The 20,724-nt window shown below is 75.2% G+C and carries 21 protein-coding genes and 3 tRNA genes; 12 read left to right on the top strand and 12 right to left on the bottom strand.

Translation table 11 applies throughout. The features are described 5' to 3' along the window. The 5 genes from ACFVSN_RS14675 to crcB (ACFVSN_RS14695) form a co-directional block, all read right to left on the bottom strand. Nucleotides 1–1,742, bottom strand: a 1,742-nt coding sequence (locus ACFVSN_RS14675) for a DEAD/DEAH box helicase (RefSeq protein WP_387955330.1), incomplete at its 3' end; no start/stop codon positions are given. 195 nt (nucleotides 1,743–1,937) lie between these two features. Next, nucleotides 1,938–2,645 carry a hypothetical protein gene (locus ACFVSN_RS14680; protein ID WP_380440630.1) on the bottom strand — a complete coding sequence of 236 codons (708 nt, stop codon included), beginning with the start codon at nucleotides 2,643–2,645 and terminating at the stop codon, nucleotides 1,938–1,940. Nucleotides 2,646–2,928: 283 nt separating this feature from the next. Then, the gene (gene crcB, locus ACFVSN_RS14685) at nucleotides 2,929–3,303 is read right to left on the bottom strand and encodes a fluoride efflux transporter CrcB (protein ID WP_387589772.1); all 375 of its coding nucleotides are present in this window, start codon (nucleotides 3,301–3,303) and stop codon (nucleotides 2,929–2,931) included. After that, a complete protein-coding gene (locus ACFVSN_RS14690; protein ID WP_387589769.1) occupies nucleotides 3,300–3,704 on the bottom strand; it encodes a DUF190 domain-containing protein in 405 nt (134 codons plus the stop codon). Before ACFVSN_RS14690 ends, crcB (ACFVSN_RS14685) begins: the two co-directional genes overlap by 4 nt. An 83-nt stretch (nucleotides 3,705–3,787) precedes the next feature. Beyond that, entirely contained in the window at nucleotides 3,788–4,288 is a 501-nt protein-coding gene (gene crcB, locus ACFVSN_RS14695; RefSeq protein WP_380504227.1) for a fluoride efflux transporter CrcB, read from the bottom strand. Between the two features lie 70 nt (nucleotides 4,289–4,358). Here crcB (ACFVSN_RS14695) and ACFVSN_RS14700 point away from each other — a divergent pair, with 70 nt between their 5' ends. The 5 genes from ACFVSN_RS14700 (at nucleotide 4,359) to ACFVSN_RS14720 (ending at nucleotide 8,664) form a co-directional block, all read left to right on the top strand. Next, the gene (locus ACFVSN_RS14700; protein WP_380440755.1) at nucleotides 4,359–4,700 is read left to right on the top strand and encodes a metallopeptidase family protein; all 342 of its coding nucleotides are present in this window, start codon (nucleotides 4,359–4,361) and stop codon (nucleotides 4,698–4,700) included. 138 nt (nucleotides 4,701–4,838) lie between these two features. Next, nucleotides 4,839–4,911 (top strand) — tRNA-Glu (locus ACFVSN_RS14705). A gap of 66 nt (nucleotides 4,912–4,977) precedes the next feature. Further along, nucleotides 4,978–5,051: transfer RNA gene (locus ACFVSN_RS14710), tRNA-Asp, on the top strand. Between the two features lie 27 nt (nucleotides 5,052–5,078). Continuing rightward, nucleotides 5,079–5,152: transfer RNA gene (locus tag ACFVSN_RS14715), tRNA-Phe, on the top strand. A gap of 704 nt (nucleotides 5,153–5,856) precedes the next feature. Beyond that, nucleotides 5,857–8,664: a helix-turn-helix transcriptional regulator gene (locus tag ACFVSN_RS14720; RefSeq protein ID WP_387589767.1), complete on the top strand. Its 2,808-nt coding sequence runs from the start codon at nucleotides 5,857–5,859 to the stop codon at nucleotides 8,662–8,664. A gap of 39 nt (nucleotides 8,665–8,703) precedes the next feature. Here the strand turns inward: ACFVSN_RS14720 and ACFVSN_RS14725 are convergent, their stop codons facing one another. Genes ACFVSN_RS14725 through mpaB form a run of 5 tightly spaced genes read right to left on the bottom strand, consistent with a single transcriptional unit; the run spans nucleotide 8,704 to nucleotide 14,270 of the window. Beyond that, nucleotides 8,704–10,005 carry a YcaO-like family protein gene (locus ACFVSN_RS14725; RefSeq protein ID WP_380440640.1) on the bottom strand — a complete coding sequence of 434 codons (1,302 nt, stop codon included), beginning with the start codon at nucleotides 10,003–10,005 and terminating at the stop codon, nucleotides 8,704–8,706. Next, the gene (locus ACFVSN_RS14730; RefSeq protein ID WP_387589764.1) at nucleotides 10,002–11,168 is read right to left on the bottom strand and encodes an iron-containing alcohol dehydrogenase; all 1,167 of its coding nucleotides are present in this window, start codon (nucleotides 11,166–11,168) and stop codon (nucleotides 10,002–10,004) included. The genes ACFVSN_RS14725 and ACFVSN_RS14730 overlap by 4 nt, the downstream gene beginning before the upstream one ends. Further along, nucleotides 11,165–12,433, bottom strand: coding sequence for a daptide-type RiPP biosynthesis aminotransferase (gene mpaD, locus ACFVSN_RS14735; RefSeq protein WP_380440644.1), 1,269 nt, complete (start codon nucleotides 12,431–12,433; stop codon nucleotides 11,165–11,167). The genes ACFVSN_RS14730 and mpaD overlap by 4 nt, the downstream gene beginning before the upstream one ends. After that, nucleotides 12,430–13,233: a daptide-type RiPP biosynthesis methyltransferase gene (gene mpaM / locus ACFVSN_RS14740; RefSeq protein WP_387955331.1), complete on the bottom strand. Its 804-nt coding sequence runs from the start codon at nucleotides 13,231–13,233 to the stop codon at nucleotides 12,430–12,432. The genes mpaD and mpaM overlap by 4 nt, the downstream gene beginning before the upstream one ends. Next, the gene (gene mpaB, locus ACFVSN_RS14745; protein WP_387955332.1) at nucleotides 13,230–14,270 is read right to left on the bottom strand and encodes a daptide biosynthesis RiPP recognition protein; all 1,041 of its coding nucleotides are present in this window, start codon (nucleotides 14,268–14,270) and stop codon (nucleotides 13,230–13,232) included. Before mpaB ends, mpaM begins: the two co-directional genes overlap by 4 nt. A 257-nt stretch (nucleotides 14,271–14,527) precedes the next feature. On the opposite strand from mpaB, the gene ACFVSN_RS14750 reads away from it, so the two are divergent. The 7 genes from ACFVSN_RS14750 to mpaP all read left to right on the top strand — a co-directional run bounded on the left by ACFVSN_RS14750 (nucleotide 14,528) and on the right by mpaP (nucleotide 18,609). Continuing rightward, nucleotides 14,528–14,677 (top strand): hypothetical protein, encoded by a 150-nt coding sequence (locus tag ACFVSN_RS14750; RefSeq protein ID WP_380440650.1) that lies wholly within the window; start codon nucleotides 14,528–14,530, stop codon nucleotides 14,675–14,677. A gap of 82 nt (nucleotides 14,678–14,759) precedes the next feature. Further along, entirely contained in the window at nucleotides 14,760–14,927 is a 168-nt protein-coding gene (locus ACFVSN_RS14755) for a hypothetical protein (protein ID WP_380440652.1), read from the top strand. Nucleotides 14,928–14,994: 67 nt separating this feature from the next. Further along, entirely contained in the window at nucleotides 14,995–15,153 is a 159-nt protein-coding gene (locus tag ACFVSN_RS14760) for a hypothetical protein (RefSeq protein WP_380440654.1), read from the top strand. A 149-nt stretch (nucleotides 15,154–15,302) separates the two neighbouring features. After that, a complete protein-coding gene (locus ACFVSN_RS14765; protein WP_380440656.1) occupies nucleotides 15,303–15,461 on the top strand; it encodes a hypothetical protein in 159 nt (52 codons plus the stop codon). Nucleotides 15,462–15,489: 28 nt separating this feature from the next. Next, nucleotides 15,490–16,221, top strand: coding sequence for an ABC transporter ATP-binding protein (locus tag ACFVSN_RS14770; protein WP_387955333.1), 732 nt, complete (start codon nucleotides 15,490–15,492; stop codon nucleotides 16,219–16,221). Beyond that, complete coding sequence (locus ACFVSN_RS14775; protein ID WP_387955334.1) at nucleotides 16,218–16,970, top strand: ABC transporter permease; 753 nt, start codon at nucleotides 16,218–16,220, stop codon at nucleotides 16,968–16,970. The genes ACFVSN_RS14770 and ACFVSN_RS14775 overlap by 4 nt, the downstream gene beginning before the upstream one ends. A gap of 1 nt (nucleotide 16,971) precedes the next feature. Continuing rightward, nucleotides 16,972–18,609: a daptide biosynthesis intramembrane metalloprotease gene (gene mpaP, locus ACFVSN_RS14780; protein ID WP_387955336.1), complete on the top strand. Its 1,638-nt coding sequence runs from the start codon at nucleotides 16,972–16,974 to the stop codon at nucleotides 18,607–18,609. 24 nt (nucleotides 18,610–18,633) lie between these two features. On the opposite strand, the gene ACFVSN_RS14785 is transcribed toward mpaP, so the two are convergent. Next, entirely contained in the window at nucleotides 18,634–19,698 is a 1,065-nt protein-coding gene (locus tag ACFVSN_RS14785) for an alpha/beta hydrolase family protein (protein ID WP_387955337.1), read from the bottom strand. A 23-nt stretch (nucleotides 19,699–19,721) separates the two neighbouring features. Beyond that, nucleotides 19,722–20,642: a zinc-binding dehydrogenase gene (locus ACFVSN_RS14790; protein ID WP_380440666.1), complete on the bottom strand. Its 921-nt coding sequence runs from the start codon at nucleotides 20,640–20,642 to the stop codon at nucleotides 19,722–19,724. Nucleotides 20,643–20,724 lie beyond the last annotated feature (82 nt).

A 20,724-nucleotide genomic window follows, 5' to 3' on the forward strand; every position in this document is an offset into this window, starting at 1 on the left:
CCACCGGAGCGGGCGCCGCGGTCGTCACGGTCACGGCCGCCGAAGCCACCGCGGTCACGGTCGAAACCGCCCGAACGACGGTCGTCGCGGTCACGGTCGCGGCCGAAGGCCGGACGCTCGCTGCGGGCCTCGCGGTAGGCCGGGGTCCGCTCCTCGGCGGCCGGGCCGGACTGCGCCGGCACGGCGACCGCGGCGTCGGCGGCCGGGGCACCCTCGGCGACGGTGTCGTCCTCCGCGGCCGGGGCCTCGTCCTCGATGCCCAGCTCGGCCCGCTCGCGCGCCGCACGGGCGGCGAGGCGGTCGGCCTCCTCGCGCAGCTCGGTGGCGCGGCGCTGCGCGCGCTCCAGCTGGCGGGTCATGTCGGCGAGCTCGCGCTCGGCGGCACCGGCGATGTTCGCGGCGCTCTCGGCCTGCACCTCGGTCAGCGAGCGGGCGCCGGTGATCTTGGCGACCTCGGCGTCGAACGCGTGGTCCAGGATGTGGCGGCTGGCGTCGACGCCCGCGTCCTCCATGAGGCGGAAGACGCCGCGGCGCTGGTGCGGCAGCACCAGGGTGACGACGGCGCCGGAGCGGCCGGCCCGCGCGGTGCGGCCGGAGCGGTGCAGGTAGTCCTTGTGGTCGCCGGCCGGGTCCACGTTGAGGACCAGGTCGATGCCGTCGACGTGGATGCCGCGGGCGGCGACGTCGGTGGCGACGACGACGTTGACGTAGCCGTCCTTGAAGTCGCCGAGGACGCGGGTGCGGGCGCCCTGGGTCATGCCGCCGTGCAGCGCGTCGGCCTTCACGCCGGCCTCGATGAGCTGCTCGGCGACGCGGTCGGCGCCCATCTGGGTGCGGACGAAGATGATCGTGCGGCCCTTGCGGGCGGCGATCGCGTTGGTGATCGGCGCCTTGTCCTTGGGCTTCACCACGAGGATGTGGTGGGTCATGGTGGTGACGGCGCCGGCCGACGGGTCGACCTCGTGGGTGACCGGGTTCTTCAGGTAGCGCTTGACCAGGGTGTCGATCTCGTTCTCCAGGGTGGCGGAGAACAGCAGGCGCTGGCCGCCGGCCGGCACCTGGTCGAGGATCTCGGTGACCTCGGGCAGGAAGCCCATGTCGGCCATCTGGTCGGCCTCGTCGAGCACGACGGTGCGGACGTCGGCCAGCTTGGCGCTGCCGCGGTTCAGCAGGTCGCGCAGACGGCCGGGGGTGGCGACCAGGATGTCGACGCCGCGCTCCAGCGCGTAGATCTGGTTCGACATCGAGGTGCCGCCGCAGACGACCTTGAGCTTGAGCCCGAGCACCGAGCCGAACGGCTCCAGCGCGTCGGCCACCTGCATGGCCAGCTCACGGGTCGGGACGAGGATCAGGCCGCGCGGGTGCTTGGGCTTGGTGCGCTCGCCGTCGGCGAGGCGGGTGAGCAGCGGCAGACCGAAGCTGAGGGTCTTGCCGGAGCCGGTGCGGCCGCGGCCGAGCACGTCCTTGCCGGCCAGGGCGTCCGGGATGGTCGCGGCCTGGATCGGGAACGGGGTGGTCACGCCGCGCTTGGCGAGGGCGCGCACGACGTCGTCGTGCAGGCCCAGGTCGCCGAAGGTGATGGTGGGCTCGGCGGACTCGACGGCGTCGGTCTCGACGACCTCGACGACCTCGGTCTCGGTGGTCTCGACGGCCTCGACGGCGTCGGACTCGGGGGTGGTGGTGACATCGGCGGCGGACTCGCTCGCGGGCATGGCGAAGCGGGCGTCGTCAACGAGAGACATGCAAAACCTTCCGGAAGTGGCACGCGCCAAAGTCCGGGGTTCTGTTTCACAACCGCCTCTATGCGGTCAGCCACGGATCGCCGGTACGCGCCAAGGGCGCCAGATGGGAGTAGGGCGCCAGACAAATGAATCAAACGAACGATCTACCACCATAGAGGATCCTCGGGATCGGAGGCAAATGCCCTGGCCATCCCCCTAATGCGGGGCCGGGCGGGGGCTCGGGGCCGAGGAACCGGAGCTGCCGGAGGACGGTTCCGGGGCCGGCGGGACGGTCGCGGCGGGCGAGGAGTGCTCGGGCTCGGGGGTCGTGGACGGGTGAGCGCTGGGCGTGGCCGAAGGGGCGCCCGAAGTGCCGCCGCCGGACCGGCCCTCGCCGGTGCCACCGGCGCCGGAGCCCGCCGAGCCGCCCGTGCCCGCCGTTCCGCCGCCCGCCGACGAGCCGCCGCCCGGCTTGGGTGCGGGGCTGGCGCTCACGCCCCCGGCCGCGCCGTTCGCGCCCGGCGATCCCTCCGCCGCGGGGGCGCCCGGTACCGGGATCACGCCCGCCGTGGCCGCGTTCGCGCCGGGCGCCGGCTCGCCCGGAGCCTGTGACGTGCCCCCGGCAGGCGCGTTCTCCGTCTGCGAGCCCCCCTGCCGCTCCGAGCGCCCGGACGCACCCCCGAGGTGCCCGCCGCCCGCCGGGGCCGAGGGGCCGCCCGTCGCCCCCGGCTTGGCCGCCGGACCGGCCTGGCCCACCGGCGCGACGCCGCCGGGCTTCTCCTCCGCCGCCGGGCCGACCGACATGCACCCCGTCAACCCCAGCCCGGCCACCGCCAGCAACGCCGCCGCCCGCACCACACCGGTCCGCAGGTGCGCGCCCCGCGCCTGCTCCGCCGCCTGCGCCCGCGCCGAAACCGTACGCACCGCCGTCCGAACCGCCCGCACCGAAGCCACCGAGCTCCCTCTCTACCGCCCCACCCTGGCCGCCCCATGCGCGCGGCCGCTCCCGGTGCCCAACGCGCGCCGGGCCCGGCGGGACACGGGCGGCGCACGAGGAAGCCGCTGGCCGCCAACCACCCGGCCCAACGCCGTTGGTTCAAACGCGTGTCGGTTGGAATTCACCCCTGCGGGGGAGCGCAGAACGGCGGCCCGTCACTCCCGAGAGCGTCAGCCCAGAGCACCACCCCATCAAGTCACCCCCAGAGCGTCACCCCCAGAGCGCCGAGGCCAGCTCCGCCCCCGCGTAGACCGCCGCCAGGCCGGCCACCAGACTGCCGGCCACGTTCGCCACCGCGTACCGCCCGGCCCCGGTCTCCACCAGCCGCAGCGTCTCGTACGAGAACGTCGAATACGTCGTCAGCGCCCCGCAGAACCCCGTCCCGACCAGCAACTGGACGTGCGGGGACGCGGCCCCCGCCGCGACCGCACCGGTCACCAGGCCCAGCACCGCGCAGCCGACGGCGTTCACCACGAACGTCCCCCACGGGAACACCGAGTCGTGCCGGGACTGCACCGCCCGGTCCGTCAGGTACCGCATCGGCGCCCCGACCACGGCCCCCGCCACCACCAACAGCCAGTTCACTTCCCGTCCTCCCCGGCCCCGGGCGCTCCGGCCGCACCGGCCGCACCGGCCGCACCGGCCGCGCCCGCCGAACCCGTCCGCCCGACGTACCGCACGACCTCGCACGGGTCGAGCACCACCAGCCCCTCAGCGACCAACTCGTCCAGTTGCGGCAGGAAGCCCCGCACCCGCTGCTCCTCGTCCACGATCACCACCGCCACCGGCAGGTCCTCGCTCAGCGACAGCAGCCGCGTCGTGTGCACCAGCGACGACGCCCCGAACCCCTCGATCCCCCGGAAGACGCTCGCCCCGGCCAGCCCGGCGGCGCGCGCCCGGTGCACGATCTCGCTGTACAGCGGCCGGTGGTGCCAGCGGTCGTTCTCCCCGACCAGCACCGTCAGCCGCAGCGCCGGGCCGCTCATGCGCCCGCCTCGCTGCGCTCGGCGGTCGCTTCGCGAAACGCGCACCTCTTGGTCTGTTCGCTCGCTCCGCTCGCTCACGTCACTCATGCCCCACCGCCTTCCCGAGCGCCGCGGTGGATCAGACGCCGCGTCACCACGGCCGCCGTCCAGACCGCGAGGAGCGCCCCCGCGAGCGTCAGCCCGAGGTACGCCAGGCCGGGGCCGAGCCGGTCCGCCTCGATCAGGCGCCGGATGTCCACCGCGTACGTCGAGAACGTGGTGAACCCGCCCAGCACGCCCGTCCCGAAGAACGGCCGCAGCAGCGGGTGCGCCGGGCGGCCCTCGGTGATCGCCACCAGGAAGACCCCGATCACCGCGCAGCCGACCACGTTGATCAGCAGCGTCGTCCACGGGAACGCGCTCGGCCCGTCCGTCCACGCCAGCCCGGCCGCGTACCTGGCCACCGCGCCGACCGCCCCGCCCAGCGCGATCACCGCGACGGCCGGCCCCTGCCCGCGCAGCACCGGCGGGCGCGGCCGCGCCACCGCCGCGACCGGCGGCACCGTCCGTGCCACGTCGTCCACCGTCCCGTCCGAGGTCGTCATAGGGCCATGAAACACCGGCTCCCACCACCTGGCACGCCCCCGTCCCAGAACCGACAATGATCCGGTGGAGATGACCCGGGAAGAGTTCGAGACGCTGGTCGGCGACGCGCTCGACCTGATTCCCCCGCAGCTCGCGGCCATGATGGACAACGTCGCGGTGTTCGTCGAGGACGAGCCGGACCCCGCCGACCCCGAGCTCCTCGGCCTCTACGAGGGCACCCCGCTCACCGAGCGCGGCGAGTGGTACGCCGGGGTCCTCCCGGACCGGATCATCATCTACCGCGGTCCCACCCTCCGGCACTGCGAGACCCGCGAGGAGGTCGTCGAGGAGGTCCGCATCACCGTGATCCACGAGGTCGCCCACCACTTCGGCTTCGACGACCACGAGCTCCACGACCTCGGCTGGTCCTGACCCCTCCCGGAGGGCCGCCGGCACCCGGCCCGACCGGCCGCCGCTCCACCCGGCCGGAACCCGTTTTGGCGATCCGCCCGACATCCCATATGCTTCTCGACGTCCCCGAACGCTGGAACACAGCGGGACAGGCCGCAAGCCCTCATCGTCTAGTGGCCCAGGACGCCGCCCTTTCAAGGCGGTAGCACGGGTTCGAATCCCGTTGGGGGCACGCAGTACCGCAGTACCCGTAGTAAAGTGCAGTGCCGCAAGACCTGGTGGCCCACCAGCCACCTAAGGTCCCGTGGAGCAGTTGGTTAGCTCGCCACCCTGTCAAGGTGGAGGTCGCGGGTTCAAGTCCCGTCGGGATCGCTCGTCTCGCAAGAGACGGTGCAGTACGGCCAGGTAGCTCAGTTGGTACGAGCGTCCGCCTGAAAAGCGGAAGGTCGCCGGTTCGACCCCGGCCCTGGCCACCGCCAGGAAGGCCCCGGAGAGATCACTCTCCGGGGCCTTCGCCGTTTGCGCGTGCCATCAGCAGGCGGGCCGTGTGACGCGGATCATGATCTCCGCCTTCCGCCGCACCCCATCCACCGCACCCGCCACACCCGCCACCACGGCCCCCGGAGCGGGCCGAGCGGGCCCTTCGAGCCGGAGGACGCCCGGGGGCACCAGGCGGCGCCAGAGGACCCGCCAGGGCCCCCAACCCCCGGAGCACACCGGTGGGACGCCTGGCCGGCCCTTCGAGCGCCGACGGCCGGCCACATCGACCACCAACGGCCCGCCCTTCGTCCGACGCCGGGATATGCGGCCTCCGGACCGTGCGCGCAGCACCGTTTTCAAAGGCCGTTTATACGTCCGCATCCGGTGAATAATGCGGCCCTGATTTCGAATTTTCCAGAGCGTCGCATAAATATGCAGACCCGGCGGATTTGAATGTCATGTGCAGCCGCCCTGACGCCCGGTCACCCCTGTGACCTGGTGCGGTATAGTTCCGCTCATCTGGGGGGATGCGCGCGGTTGTCAGTGGAACGGGCTACGGTTCCACTGAATTCACAGCGCGGCCGACATCGGTGCGGGGATCTCCCAGGAACACCGTGGAACGGCTACGCCGAGGTCGCGATCCCCATCGCATCGCGCCGCGGCGGCGCAGCCATGAATGCAATTTCGGGGGAATGCATTGGCGCAATCAAGGACCTTTCTCGCCGACCGGGACAATGAGTTCCGGGAACTGCTCGACGCGCTCTCCGAGGTCCGGTCCGGGCGCGCGGCCGTCACCGTGGTCGACGGCCCCTCGGGGCTGGGGAAGACCGCTCTCCTCGACGCCCTGGGCCGGGAGGCGCGGGACCAGGAGATGACGGTGTTGAGGGCCCGCTGCAGCATCGTCGAGCGCGACTTCCACTTCGGCGCCGTCCGCCAGCTCCTCGCTCCCGTGCTCGGCGCTCCGGCCGCGCGGCGCCCGGCCGCCGCGCAGAAGGCGGAGGCGGTGCTGGAGGGGATGCCCTACCGGATGCCCGAGCCCGGTTCGGCGGCCGCCGACTTCGACCGGCTGGCGTCGCTGTGCGCGCCCGTCCTGCAACTGGCCGAGGAGCGGCCGGTGGTCCTGGCGGTGGACGACGTCTGCTGGGCCGACGAGTACTCGTCCCAGTGGCTGGCGTTCCTGGCGCGCCGACTGGACGACGTCCCGGTGCAGCTCGCCGTCGTTTCCCGGGGCTCGCTGCCGAACGCCGGCGGTGAGCTGGTCCACGAGCTGATGCAGCACCCGGCGTGCCGGGTGGTCCAGCCCGGGCTGCTGACCGTGGAGGGCGCGGCCCGGGTCGTCGCCGAGGGCGTCGGTCCCGGGGCCGCCGAGGCGTTCGGCCCGGAGTTCCACGCGATGACCGGGGGCAACCCCGCCCTGGTCGCCGCCCTGGTCCGCGAGCTGGGCAGGACGGGCGGGCTGCCGGAGACCACCGGGCTCGTTCGCCCCGGCGCGGTCGGTGAGCGGGTGCTGCCGACCGCGTTGCGGGCCCTGCTCCGCCGGGAGCCGCCCGTGGTGCTGCGGGTGGCCGGTCTGCTGGCCGAACTGGGCGTCGACACCGGGACCGACGTCCTGCGGACCGTCACCGGGCTGGAACAGCCGCTGCTCGACCATGCGGTGACCGCCCTGGAGGGCAGCGGGCTGCTCGCCGCCGGTCCGGCCGGGCGGTTCTGCCACCCGCAGGTCTCGGAGTCGCTCGCCGGCCTGCTCGCGGCCACCGACCGGGCCATCGCGCACGCCGACACCGCGCGGGCGCTGTTCCGGGCCCGGGCGGCCGCGGAACGGATCGCGGCCCACGTGGTGGCCGGCGCGAGCACCGGCGAGCCGTGGCGGGTGGAGGTGCTGCGCCGGGCCGCACGGTCCGCGGGCGAGCGGGGCGACACGGCCGCGGCCGTCCGCTTCCTCCGGCACGCGCTCACCGAGACCGCCTCGACGGAGGTCCGGCACCGGCTCCTGGTGGAGCTGGGCACCGCCGAGGCCCACAGCGACCTGAACGACTGCGTGCGGCACCTCGGCGAGGCCGAGACCCTGAGCACCGATCCCGAGCAGCGGGCGGAGTTCGTGCCGTTGCTCGCCCGCGCCCTGGTCCAGTCGGGGCTGCCCCGCCCGGCGATCGACCTGCTCGACCGCACGGCGGCGGAACTCTCCGACACGAACCGGCTGCTGCTGCCGATCCTGAGCCTGCGCGCCGTCATTCCCGACGGGGGACGGCCCGCCTGCTGGGGTTCCCTGACCACCCGCGGGCCGCGGGCGGAGCCCACCGGCCGGACGCCGGACGAGCGCGGGCTGCTGGCGGCGCTCGCGATGCGGTCCGTGATCGCCCTGGACGGCGCCGACCGTGCCGGAGAACTCGCCGGGAACGCCCTGCGCGGGTTCCACCCGGCGCAGGACCAGGCCCAGACCGCCGTGCTGGCCGTGACCGCCCTGCTCGACGCCGACCGGATCGAGACCGCCCGTCGCGGGGCCTCGGAGATCCGGGCGGCCGACCTCGCGCACTGGCCGCCGGCCGCGCGGGCGGTGACGGCCGCGGTCCGGGCACGGCTGCGCCACCGGACCGGTGAGCTGGCCGCGGCCCTGGACGAGGCCGAGCACGCCCTGGCCCTGTCGGACGAGCCGCACCCGTACCTGCCGCACGTCGTCGCGGCCGCCGTGCAGGTCCTGCTGGAGACCGACCGGGTCGAGGCCGCGGCGGAGCTCGTCGAACGCGTCACCGGGGCCGCCGGCCACGCCGGCTGGACGTGGCCGTACTTCCTGGAGGCCCGCGCGCGCGTGCGCATGGCCCAGGGCCAGGCCGCGGCGGCGCTGCGGGACCTCATGGAGTGCGGACGGCTCATGGAGGAGCTCTGGGGGGACAATCCGGGCCGGATCGCCTGGCGCTCCCGGGCGGCGGTCATCGAGCACCGGCTGAACCGCCCGGAGGCGGCCCAGGAGTTCGCCGCCCAGGAGGTGGAGCAGGCGCAGGCCTGGGGTGCCCCGGTGGTGCTGGCCCGGGCCCTGCGGGTGGCCGCGCTGGTCGGTCCCAGGGCGCTGGCCCGGACGGGCCTGGAGGACTCGGTGGCGCTGCTGGAGAACGCGTCCGATCCGCTGGAGCTCGCCCGATCGGTGACGGCGCTCGGCACCCTGCTCGCCGCCACCGGGCACACGGACGCCGGACGGGCCCGGTTGCGCCAGGCCCTCGCGCTCACCCAGGCCGCCGGGGCCACCGCGCTGGCGGGCCGCGTGCACAACGAGCTGCTGGCCACCGGCGCCCGCCCGCGGCGGCTCCCGCAGGTCGGGCCGGAGTCGCTGACCCCGAGTCAGCAGCGGATCGCCCGACTGGCCGCCGAGGGGCTGAGCAACGAGGACATCGCGGCCCGGCTCTACATCACCCGGCGCACGGTGGAGTTCCATCTGACGCACGCGTACCGGAAGTTGTGCATCGACGGACGGGTCGGCCTGCGCGCCGCGCTGTTCGGGGAGGCGGCCTAGGCGCTGGCCGGCCCGGGGCTCCCCGGGCCGGCCAAGGCGCTAGATCAGCGGATGCGGCTCCCGGCGGCCCTCGGGTGCGAGGGGTGTGAGGCCGGTCCTGGCGCCTGCGGACGCGAGCCGGCCGCGGTGCCAGTTGAAGGCGCAGGACTCGTCCAGCCGCAGGGGTTGCAGGCCCTCGGGCACGATCTTGACCGCGTGCCAGCCCATGCGGACGAGCGCCTCGGGCAGCCGGTGGGTGAGGTCGACCGCCACCGGCCGCACGCCCTGCTCCGCGAGTGCCCGCACCAGCCCGTCGACGGTGAGCCCGTCCGGTGCGGCACCCGCTCCGGCGTCGGCGAGGAGCCGCGCCTCCTCCGGGACGAACCCGGCGGCCCAGGACGCCACCGCCGCCGCGCCGTGCTCGGAGGCGAAGTACTGCGCGCGTTCGAGCTCGGTGCGCGGCTGCGCGGTCGGCGCGTCCGCGGGGTCGTTGCGGTTGACCAGGCGGAGCGCGGAACGGATCTGCATGGCTTCCTGCAGGGCCTTGCCCAGAGCGGTGCAGGCGTCCCCGGACGCGCAGGCGCCGACGGCCGCGAGCCGCCCGGGGCCGTCCGTGTCGACGATCACGGCGGTGGCGCAGTGGACGCCGGGCAGGCCGGTGGGGATCCAGGCCAGCACCGGTCGCAGTCCGGCGGCCGACGCCGCCCGGTGGGCGAGCCGGAGCCGCTGCCGGCCGGGGGTCGCCGGGCTCTGCCGCAGGACGGCCTCCGGGTCGGCCACGGGCAGCGGCAGCCGGCACTGCCAGGCGGTGATGAGCGCGTCCCGCTCGATCACCTCCAGCAGGGCCGACAGCAGGGCCTGCTCGGGGGTCGCTCCGGAGGCGGCTCCCGACGGGGACGGGTCGAAGCCCGCCGCGTCGTCCGGGTGGGCCGGGTAGTCGACCAGGCCCGCCGGGACGTGCACCCCGCCGCCGTCGACGAGCGACCGGCCCGGGTACCAGCGCAGTTCCCGGCGGGCCGCGGCCGGGTCCGCCAGCTCGGCGCCCTCCCGGGTGAAGTCCAGGGCGGAGCCCGCCAGTTCGGCCGCCGAGGCGACCGTCACCGGGTCGCCCGCCGGGTACAGGGCGAAGCGCTCCACCGCCTCGCCCGCGGCACGCACCAGGGTGTCGCCGCGCGAAGCGCCGTACGCGCCGACCACCTCGCGGGCGAGCGTGCTCCCTTCGCGGGAGGCGGCCCCGGTGCGCGCCGGGTGCAGTTCCACCAGGCCCTGCCAGAGCGGCTCGTCCGGCAAGCGGGGCGGGCGGAGCGCGCCGGCCGCGGCCAGGCCGTTGTGCGGGTCGAGCGTGGCGATGAAGTCGATCACGGGGCTGCCTCGAGGACCTCGGCGTACAGTTCGGTGAGCTCGTGGACGGTGAAGCCGGCCAGCATGGGCAGGCCGCCGCCCCAGGCGCGGGCGGCCGCCCTGGCCAGGTCGGCGGGCGCGGGCGCGGGGCCGGCGAACGCGTCGACGCCCCAGTCGGCCGCCAGCGTCCTGATGCCGTGGACGGGGTCGTCCGCCAGCCCGGGCGCTCCGGCCCTGACGGCGTCCCAGGCCTGCCGGAGCCGTTCCCGGTCGCCGAGCCTGGCGTCGCCGGCCATGATCCGGCGCCACACCACGGGCAGGACGGCGGCGGTGGCGGCCATCTTGCGCACGCCCGCGCTCGCGGACAGCTCGTTGGCCAGGAACCAGGTCTTCGCGGCGAAGGGGTCGCGGCCGACCATGCTCAGTCCGAGGACGGTCCGCGCGCTCAGCACGGCGACCTCGGCCGCCGGCCGTCCGGTGCTCCCGGCTGCCGCGAGTTCCCGCAGCAGGTCGCGGGCCTCGGTCTCGGCCGCCGCCGGGCAGCGCCTTCCGGGAATCGTCAGGTAGGCGTTGGCCATGCGCATCATCGCCTCCAGCGTCCCCTCCCGCAGGAGGGGGCCCGGGAGGGAGGCGGTCGCGACCGGGTCCAGCACCGCCGTGTCGGCGGACAGCAGCGGATGCATGACGAGCTTGCGGCGGCCCTCGACCAGCACCGTGGCGGCGCAGCTCACCTCGGCGGCGGTGCCGACGGTGGTCGGGACCGCGACGAGCTCCGGGTACGGTCCGGCGAGCGGTTCGGCCGGGCCGCCGTGCACCAGCCCGGGACGGGAGCCGCCGAGGCGGATCCGCGTCGGCGTGCCGGGGGCGGCGGTGAACAGCCGGGCCAGTGCGGCCTGGTCCAGCACTGCGCCGCCGCCGACCACGACCACGCGCTCGAACTCGCGCAGTTGCCCGGCGAGGACGACGGCGCTGTCCAGGTCGCCGGCCAGGGGGTCGACGCGGATCACCTCCCCGTCGTGGGGGAGCGATTCGGCGAGACCGGGCTGGTCGGCGTCCACGACGAGGACCGTCCGGTGGGAGCGGACCCGCCGCCACACCTCGGCCAGCGCGCCCTCGCCGAAGTGGATCTGCGTGCGCTGGCGCCAGACCGCCGGCGGCCCGGGGCGGTCGGTCCAGCCGGTCACCGGTGCCCCACCCGTCGGGAGGTCTCGGCGAGGCCCTCGGCCACCGCCTCGGCCAGGTCGGCGTGGTCCTGCTCCGTGCTGGTGAGGACCGGGATGAGCTGGACGGCGCCGGGGCCGGGGTAGACCAGGGCGCCGTGCGAGCGGATCGCCGCGATCGCGCCCTGGACGGCCCGGCCGTCCAGCGGGTCGCCGTCGGCGTCGCGCAGGTGCAGGGCGCGGAAGCAGCCGACGCCGGTGGTCCTGGCCACCAGCGGCAGCCGGTCGGTCAGTTCGGCGAGGAGCGCGTCCAGGGCGGCGGCGGTCCGTGCGCCGGCGGCCAGGGCGTCGAGCTCGTCGAACTGCCGGAGCGTGGCCGAGACCGCGGCGCAGCTGGCGGGGCTGCCGGCCTGGGTCTCGGCGTGGACCAGGATCGCGTCCCGCCGCTCGAACCCCTCGGCGACGGCGTGCGAGACGAGCACGGCCGAGGCGGCGCAGCTGCCGTTGGTCAGGCCCTTGGAGGTGAGGAGCAGGTCCGGTGCCTCGGCCCAGCGCGAGCTGGCGAACAGCGGGCCGGTCCGGCCGAAGCCGGTCGCCACCTCGTCCGCGACCAGCAGGAACCCGTGCTCGCGCCGCAGCCTGATCATGGCCTCGACGAAGGCGTCGGACAGCGGGTGCGCCCCGGACCCGAGGACCGGCTCGCACACCAGCGAGGCGACGCGGGAGCCGTGGCGGGCCATGAACCGCTCGAGTTCCTCCGGGTCCGCCGGGTCGACGTGCCGGACGTTGCGCAGGTCGACGCCGTACAGCTGCTGGTCGAGCGCCTCCCCGGTGAGGGAGTGGGCCCCGTACGTCAGCCCGTGGTAGCTGCCGCGCAGGCCGACGACGAGCTTGCGCTCCGGCTGGCCCCGGAGCACCGCGTACTGGCGGGCAAGCTTCATCGCGAGGTCGTTCGCCGCCCCGCCGGAGGTGGAGAACACGGCGCGCCGGTAGGCCGTTCCGGCGGCGGCCACCAGGTCCTCGGCGGCCCTGACCGCGTAGTCGTGCGAGTAGCGGAACAGGCTGAGGTAGGAGGCGTCCCGGCCGGTGGCGGCGATCGCGTCGCCGATCGCGTCGTTGCCGTAGCCGAGGTTGACGTTCCACAGGCCGCTGGTGGCGTCCAGCACCTCGGTGCCGTCGGCGAAGCGCAGCCGGGTGCCGCGGGCGCCGGTGGCCCGGCGGTCGACCCGGCCGAACTCGCTGGGCGGGAGCAGGAACTCCCAGAGCGGATAGGTGTTCACGGTGGTCACGCGGGCCTCCTGGCGGTCAGCACGAACAGGGGCGAGCCCTCGGCCATCCGGCGCACGGGGTGGACTTCGACGGCCGGGAACCCGGCGTCGGACAGCTCCTGCCGGAGCGTGTCCAGGTCGGGCGTGTGGACGGTGGAGGTCAGCAGCAGGGGCCGGCCCTCGCGCCCGAGGTGCAGGACGGCCACCCGGCGGCGCTGCAGGTGCGGTTCCTGGTACTCGACGAGGAAGTCCACGGCGTCGGCGGTGGTCATGGGGTGCACGGTCTCGGTGGCCGCGGCCGCCGGGGGGTGGAGGCTGAGGACGAACTCGCCCCCGGGCTCCAGGTGGTCGTGGACGCGGCGCAGGAACGCCGGTCGTACCTCGGGCGGCACCAGTCCGATGGTGGTGGTGCCGAGGACCGCGGTCCGGAAGGTCCGGCCCAGGTCCAGCTCGAACATGTCGGCCTCGACGGTCTCCAGCCGCTGCGCCAGGTGCCGGGCGGCGGGGTCGGCGAGGCGCCGGGTCAGCTCGGCGAGCAGGGAGGCGGACAGGTCCAGCGCGGTGACCCGGTGCCCTGCGGCGAGCATCGGGATGGTCAGCCGGCCGGAGCCGCAGGCGAGTTCGAGGACCGGGCCGGACACGCCGCGCAGCCGGGTAAGCAGATCGGGGATCTCGCTGGTGTCGTGGACGGTGAGCCGGTGGTACACCGGCCCGCCCAGGGGTCCGTACATGTCGGTGACGGTGAGCGAGGTGCCGAGGGCGGCGGCGATCCGGCCGGCCAGGCCGGGCAGCGCCGCCGGTTCGATGGTGCCGGTGCTCATCGGTCGCCCTCCGCACGGGCCAGCGAGCCGCTGCCGCCGAGGCGGGCGGTCAGGTCGGCGTGCAGTTCCGCCGCCCGGGACGGGGTCACCTGGAACAGCCGGGCGGCTTCGGCCGCGGCCTGCTCCGCCTCGTCCAGCACCGCGAAGACCTCCAGCAGCCGGGCGGAGTCCCGTCCGAGCCGGAACAGCCGGGAGCCGTCGGCCGGCCCGGCGTAGCAGGTGCCGTCGTGTTCGGTGATCAGCGGCGCGTCCACGGCCTCGACCGGCGCCGTCGGCAGCCCGGGGGTGAGGCGCACGCCGAACCCGGACACCGTCGGCTCGCCGCCGAACCGGCCGGCCAGCCGCCGGCGGACGTCGAGCGCCCGGAGGTAGCGGCCGAGCCAGGGCCGGGAGGCCGCGCCGGCCAGCAGGACGGACCGCTCCAGCACGCCGTCGAGCGTGGGATCGCCGCCGTGCGCGGCCAGGGCCATGGCCACCGCCTCCGCGCCGTCCTCCACCCGGGCCAGGTCGCTGCCGCCGATCCCGGTGCGGACCGTTCCGTCCGTCGTGACGTACAGCCGCCCGGTACCCGGCCGGCGGGCGGGCGCCGCCAGGGCGCCGATGTCGGCCGGGTGGACGGAGGAGTGGCCGAGCGCGGCGGCCCAGACGCCGCCGTGCGCCGCCCGGTCCGCGTCGGCGAGGAACGCCGCGTGGTCCGCCTCGCCGGTGATCCGCACGACCGTCGGGCCCGCGATCGACAGGTACGGCAGCGAGCAGTAGTCGAAGGTCTGCACGTAGACCTCGTCGGCCACCGACAGCTCGTCACCCGGGTGCGCCAGGCCGCCCCCGACGGAGATCCCGGGCACCCCGGTGCCACCGCCGTCGGCGTCCTCCGCGAACAGCCAGGCCCCGGGAGCGACCAGGCCGGCGGCGAGCACCGGGTCCACGTCGCCGCCCGGCTCGACCAGCACGCCGCCCGGATTCCGCCGGTCCGGCGCCGTGTCGCCGGCGAACCATTCACAGAGCCGGTCCACGCCCTCGCGGAGCTTTTCCTCCACCGCTGTTCTCCCTCTCCGATTGCCGCCGGCGCCGCCTTTTCCCGGTGCGCCCGATCAGGACGAACGTACGGCCGGAAAGCCCATCGGGAACACCGTTGAACGACCCTGGAGTCGACCACAGGTATTTGTCCGCGCCTCCGCAGCGAAGAGCCGTCGGACACGTAGCGATCCCCGAAGCAAAAACCGCAAGGTGTTCCCACCGGCCGCGCCGGGGGCCAGGATTGGGAGCAACACCGCAACCGGACTGGAGGCACGGAATGCCCGCTGTCGAGTTTGAGAACCTGCCGGAATTCGACGTCGAAGAGCTGGAAATGCTCGACGCGCCGGGTTTCCTCGGCTGGGACAAGGAGACCTGGGCCGGCTTCGCGGTCGGCGCCGGCATCAGCGCGGGAATCCTCGCGACCTGACGAGCGACACCCGATGGACCACATCTGATGGACCACGCCCGATAGACCACGCCCGATAAACGACTGCCAATTGGAGAATCACATGCAGCAGAACCAGGACCAGGATCCGGCCACCCGCCCCGACTTCGCGGTCGAGCCCCTGGAGGAGCTGGACGCCCCCGGCTTCATGGACGGCCTCGGGACCGGCATCACCATCGTCGGCGGCGGCGCCGCCATCCTCGAGGCGGCCGGCGTCATCGCCCTGACCTGACCGCGGTCGACACCCGAGAAATCCCACCGATCGACCGGTCGACCGGTCGACCAGTCAAGGAGAACCAGTGAACCAGGACATCACCGCCCAGCCGGAGGCCGCGGACTTCGCGGTCGAGGAGCTCGACACCCTCGCCGCCCCGGGCTGGCTGGACACCGCCCATGACGTCACGCAGATCACCGCCCTCGGTGGCGCGGCCTTCGTCATTGGCCTGAGCATCACCTGATCCACCGTAGGCTGTGGGGGCGGGCGATGGGGGCGACCCCGCGCCCGCCGCCACAGCAGGCGCTGCGAGACCGATGCACCGCCACCTCATGTCCGAAAGGAGCTGGGGGTGCTCCGGTTCCAACCATGGCGGCGCACCTCCGACCGACCATGCGAAGCTTTTACGTAAGCCTGGGCATCGTCAGCCTGGCCATACTCCTCACCAGCCTTCTCGCCCGGCACACCGACGGCCCGCTTCAGACCGGCCTCTGGGTGCTCGTCGGCGTCGAGTGCGTGGCCGCGTTGGCCGTCATGGCCCGCAGGAACTGACCGCCCGGGCTCCATCTGGAGCCACATTTTGAAGCCTCTGATCGTCTGCACAGATCTGACCAAGGAATACGGCGGATTCCGCGCCGTGGACCGGGTCTCCTTCGAGGTCACCGCCGGCAGCGTCACCGCCCTCCTCGGGCGCAACGGGTGCGGCAAGTCCACCACGCTCCGGATGCTGCTCGGGCTGACCGCCCCCACCTCCGGCAGCGCGCTGATCGACGGGGTCCCGTACCGCGAACTCCCTTGCCCCGCAAGGGTCGTGGGCGCGGCGGTCACCGACGTCCCCGGACATCCCGCGCTCACCGTGCGGGCCCAGCTGAGCCTGGTCGCCGAAGCCGTCGGCGCCCCGCCCGGGGCCGTCGACGAGGTCCTGCGGACGATCGACCTGGAGGAAGCCGAGTACCGCCGGATCGACGTGCTGTCCCTCGGCATGCGCCAGCGGCTCTCGCTCGGCTGCGCCCTGGTGGGCTCGCCCCGGATCCTGGTCCTGGACGAGCCCGCCAACGGCCTGGACCCGGACGGGATCCGCTGGCTGCGCGGCTTCCTGCGCTCCTTCGCCGAAGGGGGCGGCGCCGTGCTCGTCTCCAGCCACAGCCTGGACGAGGTCCAGCGCACCGCGGACCACGTGGTCGTGCTCGACCGGACGGTCCGGTACGCGGGCCCGCTGGACGGCCTGCTCGACGACGCCCACACCAGCCTGGACGACGCGTTCCACCACCTCCTGGACGGCACCCGCGACACCGAGGGGGCCGCCGCGTGAACGCCGGACCCACCCACCCCGCCCGGTTCACCACCGTCCTGCGCACCGAGCTGCGCAAGCTGCGCGCCGGCCGCGGCCTGCTCTACACCGTCGGCACCGGCCTCGCCCTGATCGCCCTGGCCGCCATCGGCTCGGCCCGGCACGCCACCGAGGCGGCCATGCCGGCCGAGGAGGCGGCACTGGCCGTCATCCGCCAGGGTTTCGCAGGGCTGCTGTTCGCCACCATCACCGGCTCGCTCCTGGTCACCGGGGAGTACCGGCACCGCACCTGGACCCGCACCTACCTGGTCACTCCGGACCGGACGCGGGTGCTCGCCGCCAAGGCGGCGGCCTCGGTGGCCGTCGGCCTCCCGGTCGGCGCGCTGTCCGCGCTCGTGAGCACCGCCATCGCGGCCGGCTTCGGCCACGCCCCCGTCAACACCTGGGAGGTGTGGCGGCTGCTGCTGACGATCGTGCTGGTCAGCACCCTCGCCGGCCCCTGGGGGGTGGCCCTCGGCTACCTGATCCGCAACCAGGTCGCCACCGTGCTCGCCGTCGTCGCGTACACCAGCGGCATCGAGGCCGTCGTGATCGTCGCGCTCCCCGACTTCGGGCGCTTCCTGCCCGGCGGCACCCAGCTGTCCCTGCTGCACGACCCCGAGCTGACCGCGCCGCTGCCCGGCTGGGCCGCGCTGGCCCTGCTCCTCGGCTACATCGCGGCGGCCCTCCTCGGTGCGGTGCTCCGGGAGCGCACGGCGGAGCCGAACTGACATGGGGACCGCCACTGCCGCACCCGTCCCAGACGTCCCCGCCAGGCCGCAGGTGCGGCCCGGGATCGAGCTCATCGCACCGGAGAACGGCGAGCGGGCCTGGACGGCCGCCGACCACGACTCGGGCCGGTTCACCCGCCTCGGCGCCGGCGCCGCCACCCTCCTCCAGGGCCTCGACGGCAGCCGTGACCTGGACCGGCTCCGGGCCGACCTGGCCCCGTCCGTCCCGGCGGAGGTCCTCGACACCGCGCTGCGCCGCTTCACCGACCTCGGGCTGCTGACCGGCACCGCCCCCGAGGGCCCGGGCAACGGCCGCTTCCAGTACCGCCGCCCGGCCGCCCTGCAGTTCACGGTGTTCCGGCGCCCGGGCTTCCTCGCTCCGGGCCGCCCGCTGCCCCGGCTGATGGCCAACCGGGTGAGCACCGCGCTGTGCGGTGCCGCCGTGTTCGCCGGGCTGGCGGTGGTCCTCTCCGGCGCCGTCCGGATCTCCGAGGCCGCCTGGCGGCCCCAGCCCTGGCAGTACTGGGCGATCGCCATGGGCGTCGTGATCGCGGTCAACGGCCTGCACGAACTCGCCCACGGCGCCTGCCTCGCCCGGTACGGCGGGCACGCCCGCCGGATCGGCGTCATGCTGCTGTACCTGACGCCGGCGATGTTCTGCGACGTCACCGACGTGTGGCGGCTGCGCGACCGCCGCCAGCGGGTCATGGTCGCGCTGGCCGGGGTCACCTGCCAGCTCGGCTGCGCGGGCGTGCTCGCGCTGGGCTCGGCCGTCACCGCCGGCGCCGCCTGCGACCTGCTCGGCGTGTGCGCGACGATGACCACGTTCGCGGGGCTGTTCAACCTGCTGCCGTTCATCAAACTCGACGGCTACATCGCCCTCATGGCGTGGGTGGACATCCCGAACCTGCGGGAGAAGAGCATGGCCGACGTCCGTGCCCTCGCCGGCTGGGTGGCCTTCGGCGGACCCCGGCCCGCCCGCACCCTGGCCGACGGCTGGGCCGTGTACGGGGCCGTCTGCCTGCTCTTCCCCTGGTTGCTGCTCGGCAACCTGCTCATCGCCGGGCGGGCGGCCCTGATCGGCTTCGGGCCGATGGGGGCGCTGTCCTGGCTGTGCCTCCTCGCCGCGCTGGCCCTCCACGTCGCGGTCCGGCTGTTCCACGCCTACCGTGCGAGCGGCGCCCGCACCCCCTTGCGCGGTCTGCTCGCCCTGGGCGCGGGCGCGGCGGTCCTCGCCGGCCTCGCACACGCCCGCCCGTACACCGAGACCGAGTACGGCGCCTACACCGTCACCGGCGACGGCGTCCGTCTGCTGCTCCCGGACGCACCGGGAGTCCGCGCCCCCCAGCCGGGTGGCGAGGTCTCCCTCACGCACCTGGGGATCCTCGGGCGACAGCCCGTCGGCACCGCGGTCACCGGAACCTCCATGGGCACGGAGACCGTCCCGGCGGAGCCCTTCCTCCCGGTCACGGGGATCCCCGGCTCGCTGTCGACGAAGGTGTACACGCTCTCCCGCCCCACCGGCGCCGAACCGGGGGACCAGGGCATGGCGGTCGTTGCGACCGGGAGCACGGACCTCCTGACCCACCTGGCCAGGGCGGCCGTGCTCGACCCGTGGCGACTCGTGGTCGGCGGCTGACGTCGCCTTCGGGGAATCCCCGCCCTACAGGCGGCCCGTGAGCCAGTCGGCCGTGGTGGGGAGCCAGTCGGGGAGGGCGGTGCCCAGCAGGTGGTTGCCGTGCGGGACGAGGAGGAGCTCGGCGGCGGGGGCCTCGGCGGCGAGGGGGGTCGCGTTGGTGACGCCCGGGATCACGTCCTCGCCGCCCTCGACGACGAGGACCGGCACGGTCAGCGCGGGCACCAGGCCCGTCACGTCCAGCCGGGCGGCGAACGCGCGGGCGGCCTCGGGGCCGCCGCAGCGCTGGACGAGGGTCGCGCGGACGAACGGGGGGAGCTCGTCCCACGCCAGCCGGTACGGGCCGCTGACCAGTGCGGCGGCCCGTACGCGCGGCTCGTGGGCGGCGGCCGTGGCCGCGTAGTAGCCGCCGAGGCTCAGGCCGACGACCGCGATCCGGTCGGGGTCCAGGCCGTCGCGGCCGGCGAGGGCGTCGATCGCGCGGCCGACGACGCGGTGGTAGTCCGGTTCGGGGGCGCTGCCGGCGGCGAGGACGCCCTGGCCGGGGCCGTCGATCGCGAGGACGGCCGAGCCGCGGGCCAGCAGGGCCTCGACGACGGCGTGGAACTCCTCCTTGCCGGAGTCCATCCCCGGCACGACCAGCACGACCGGCCGGGGTGCCGCCGGGCCGCCGGACGGGCGGCGCAGCCAGCCCGCGAAGCCGTCGCCCTCGACCCGTTCCGCCGCCGGGTCGAGGTGGGCCAGCGCCCGCCGCATGGCCTCGTCCGCGTCGGCGGCGGTCCGGGCGGCGGCCTCGCGGTCGGGGTGCGGGAGCCACCCGGCGACGTGGTGCCAGCGGGCGGCCGTCCGGTACGCCTCGCCGGCGGTGACGCCCCGGCCCTCGGCGGCGGCGCGCCCGGCGGCCTCCGCGTGGCGCTGCCCGGCGGCGGCGCACGCGGCGGGCCAGTCGTGCGCGGAGGCCAGCGGGGCGGTCACCCGGTCGTAGTCGTACGGGTCGAGGCCGGCGCCGTGGGCGCGGGGGCGGCTGACCTCGACGAAGGCGGCGAGGAAGCCGGGGTCGTCGAGGAAGGAGAAGAAGGAGTCGTCGGACATCGTCGGTTCCCTTTCGGCGCGGATCAGTTGACGGTCAGGACGGCCTTGCCGCGGATGCGGCGGTCGCGCAGGTCGGTGAGGGTGGCGGCGGTCTCGGTCCAGGGCGCGACCCGGCCGAGCTCGGGGGTCAGGCGGCCCTCCGCGACCAGGCGGACCAGGGTGGCGAGGTCGCGGCCGTCGGGCACGTCGGAGTCGGCGTAGTGGAAGTGCCGCAGGGTCGCGGACTCCGGGCCGGTGAAGAAGTCGAAGAAGTCGAGCGTGGCGGGCCGCCGGGAGGCCTGGCCGAACCAGATCAGCGTGCCGCGCCGGGCCAGCCGGGCGAGGGCGAGCGGCAGGGCGTCGCCGCCGGTGGACTCCAGCACCAGGTCGTACGGGCCGCGCGCCGCGCCGACCTCGTGGACCACCTCGGCCGCGCCGAGCTCGGCGAGCCGCCGGCCGCGCTCGGGGGAGGCGGCGACGACGGTCAGTTCGGCCCCGGCGGCGGAGGCCAACTCGGTGAAGTAGTGCCCGACGCCGCCGGAGGCACCGGTCAGCAGCACCCGGCGGCCGGCCAGCGCGCCCGCCGTGCGGAGCAGGCGCAGCGCGGTGAGGCCGGCCAGCGGCAGGGCGGCGGCGCGGACGGCGTCGATGGAGTCGGGGAGCTCGGCGAGCGAGCTCGTGGGCACGCGCACGTACTCGGCCCAGCCGCCCGCGGGCGGGTGGCCGACCACGCGGCGGCACACGCCCGGCCCGGAGCCGTCGGCGGCGGCCTGGACGACCAGGCCCGCGACGTCCTTGCCCGGCCGCCAGCCCGGCTCGGGGGCCTCCAGCTTGAAGGTCTCACCCCGGTTGACCGAGAACGCCTCGACCTTGACCAGGGCCTCCCCCGGTCCCGGCTCCGGCTGCGCGACCTCCGCGAACCCGACCGGTGCGTCCGCCCGGCCGGTCGGTACCAGCGCCTTCATCCCGTTCGCCCCTCTCGGCGTGCGTCCCGTTGACCGGCCCAGCACACCGCGGCGGCCCGGAGCCGGTCCAACAACCGCCGGG

Source organism: Kitasatospora sp. NPDC057904, from assembly GCF_042887925.1.
GTDB lineage: Bacteria > Actinomycetota > Actinomycetes > Streptomycetales > Streptomycetaceae > Kitasatospora.

Bases quoted from the DNA above. Each gene is read 5' to 3' on its own strand.
- ACFVSN_RS14790 (WP_380440666.1), bottom strand. From the start codon at position 20,642: ATGAAGGCGCTGGTACCGACCGGCCGGGCGGACGCACCGGTCGGGTTC.
- ACFVSN_RS14700 (WP_380440755.1), top strand. From the start codon at position 4,359: ATGACCCGGGAAGAGTTCGAGACGCTGGTCGGCGACGCGCTCGACCTG.
- ACFVSN_RS14750 (WP_380440650.1), top strand. From the start codon at position 14,528: ATGCCCGCTGTCGAGTTTGAGAACCTGCCGGAATTCGACGTCGAAGAG.
- mpaM (WP_387955331.1), bottom strand. From the start codon at position 13,233: ATGAGCACCGGCACCATCGAACCGGCGGCGCTGCCCGGCCTGGCCGGC.
- ACFVSN_RS14690 (WP_387589769.1), bottom strand. From the start codon at position 3,704: ATGAGCGGCCCGGCGCTGCGGCTGACGGTGCTGGTCGGGGAGAACGAC.
- ACFVSN_RS14785 (WP_387955337.1), bottom strand. From the start codon at position 19,698: ATGTCCGACGACTCCTTCTTCTCCTTCCTCGACGACCCCGGCTTCCTC.
- mpaP (WP_387955336.1), top strand. From the start codon at position 16,972: ATGGGGACCGCCACTGCCGCACCCGTCCCAGACGTCCCCGCCAGGCCG.
- ACFVSN_RS14765 (WP_380440656.1), top strand. From the start codon at position 15,303: ATGCGAAGCTTTTACGTAAGCCTGGGCATCGTCAGCCTGGCCATACTC.
- ACFVSN_RS14755 (WP_380440652.1), top strand. From the start codon at position 14,760: ATGCAGCAGAACCAGGACCAGGATCCGGCCACCCGCCCCGACTTCGCG.
- crcB (WP_380504227.1), bottom strand. From the start codon at position 4,288: ATGACGACCTCGGACGGGACGGTGGACGACGTGGCACGGACGGTGCCG.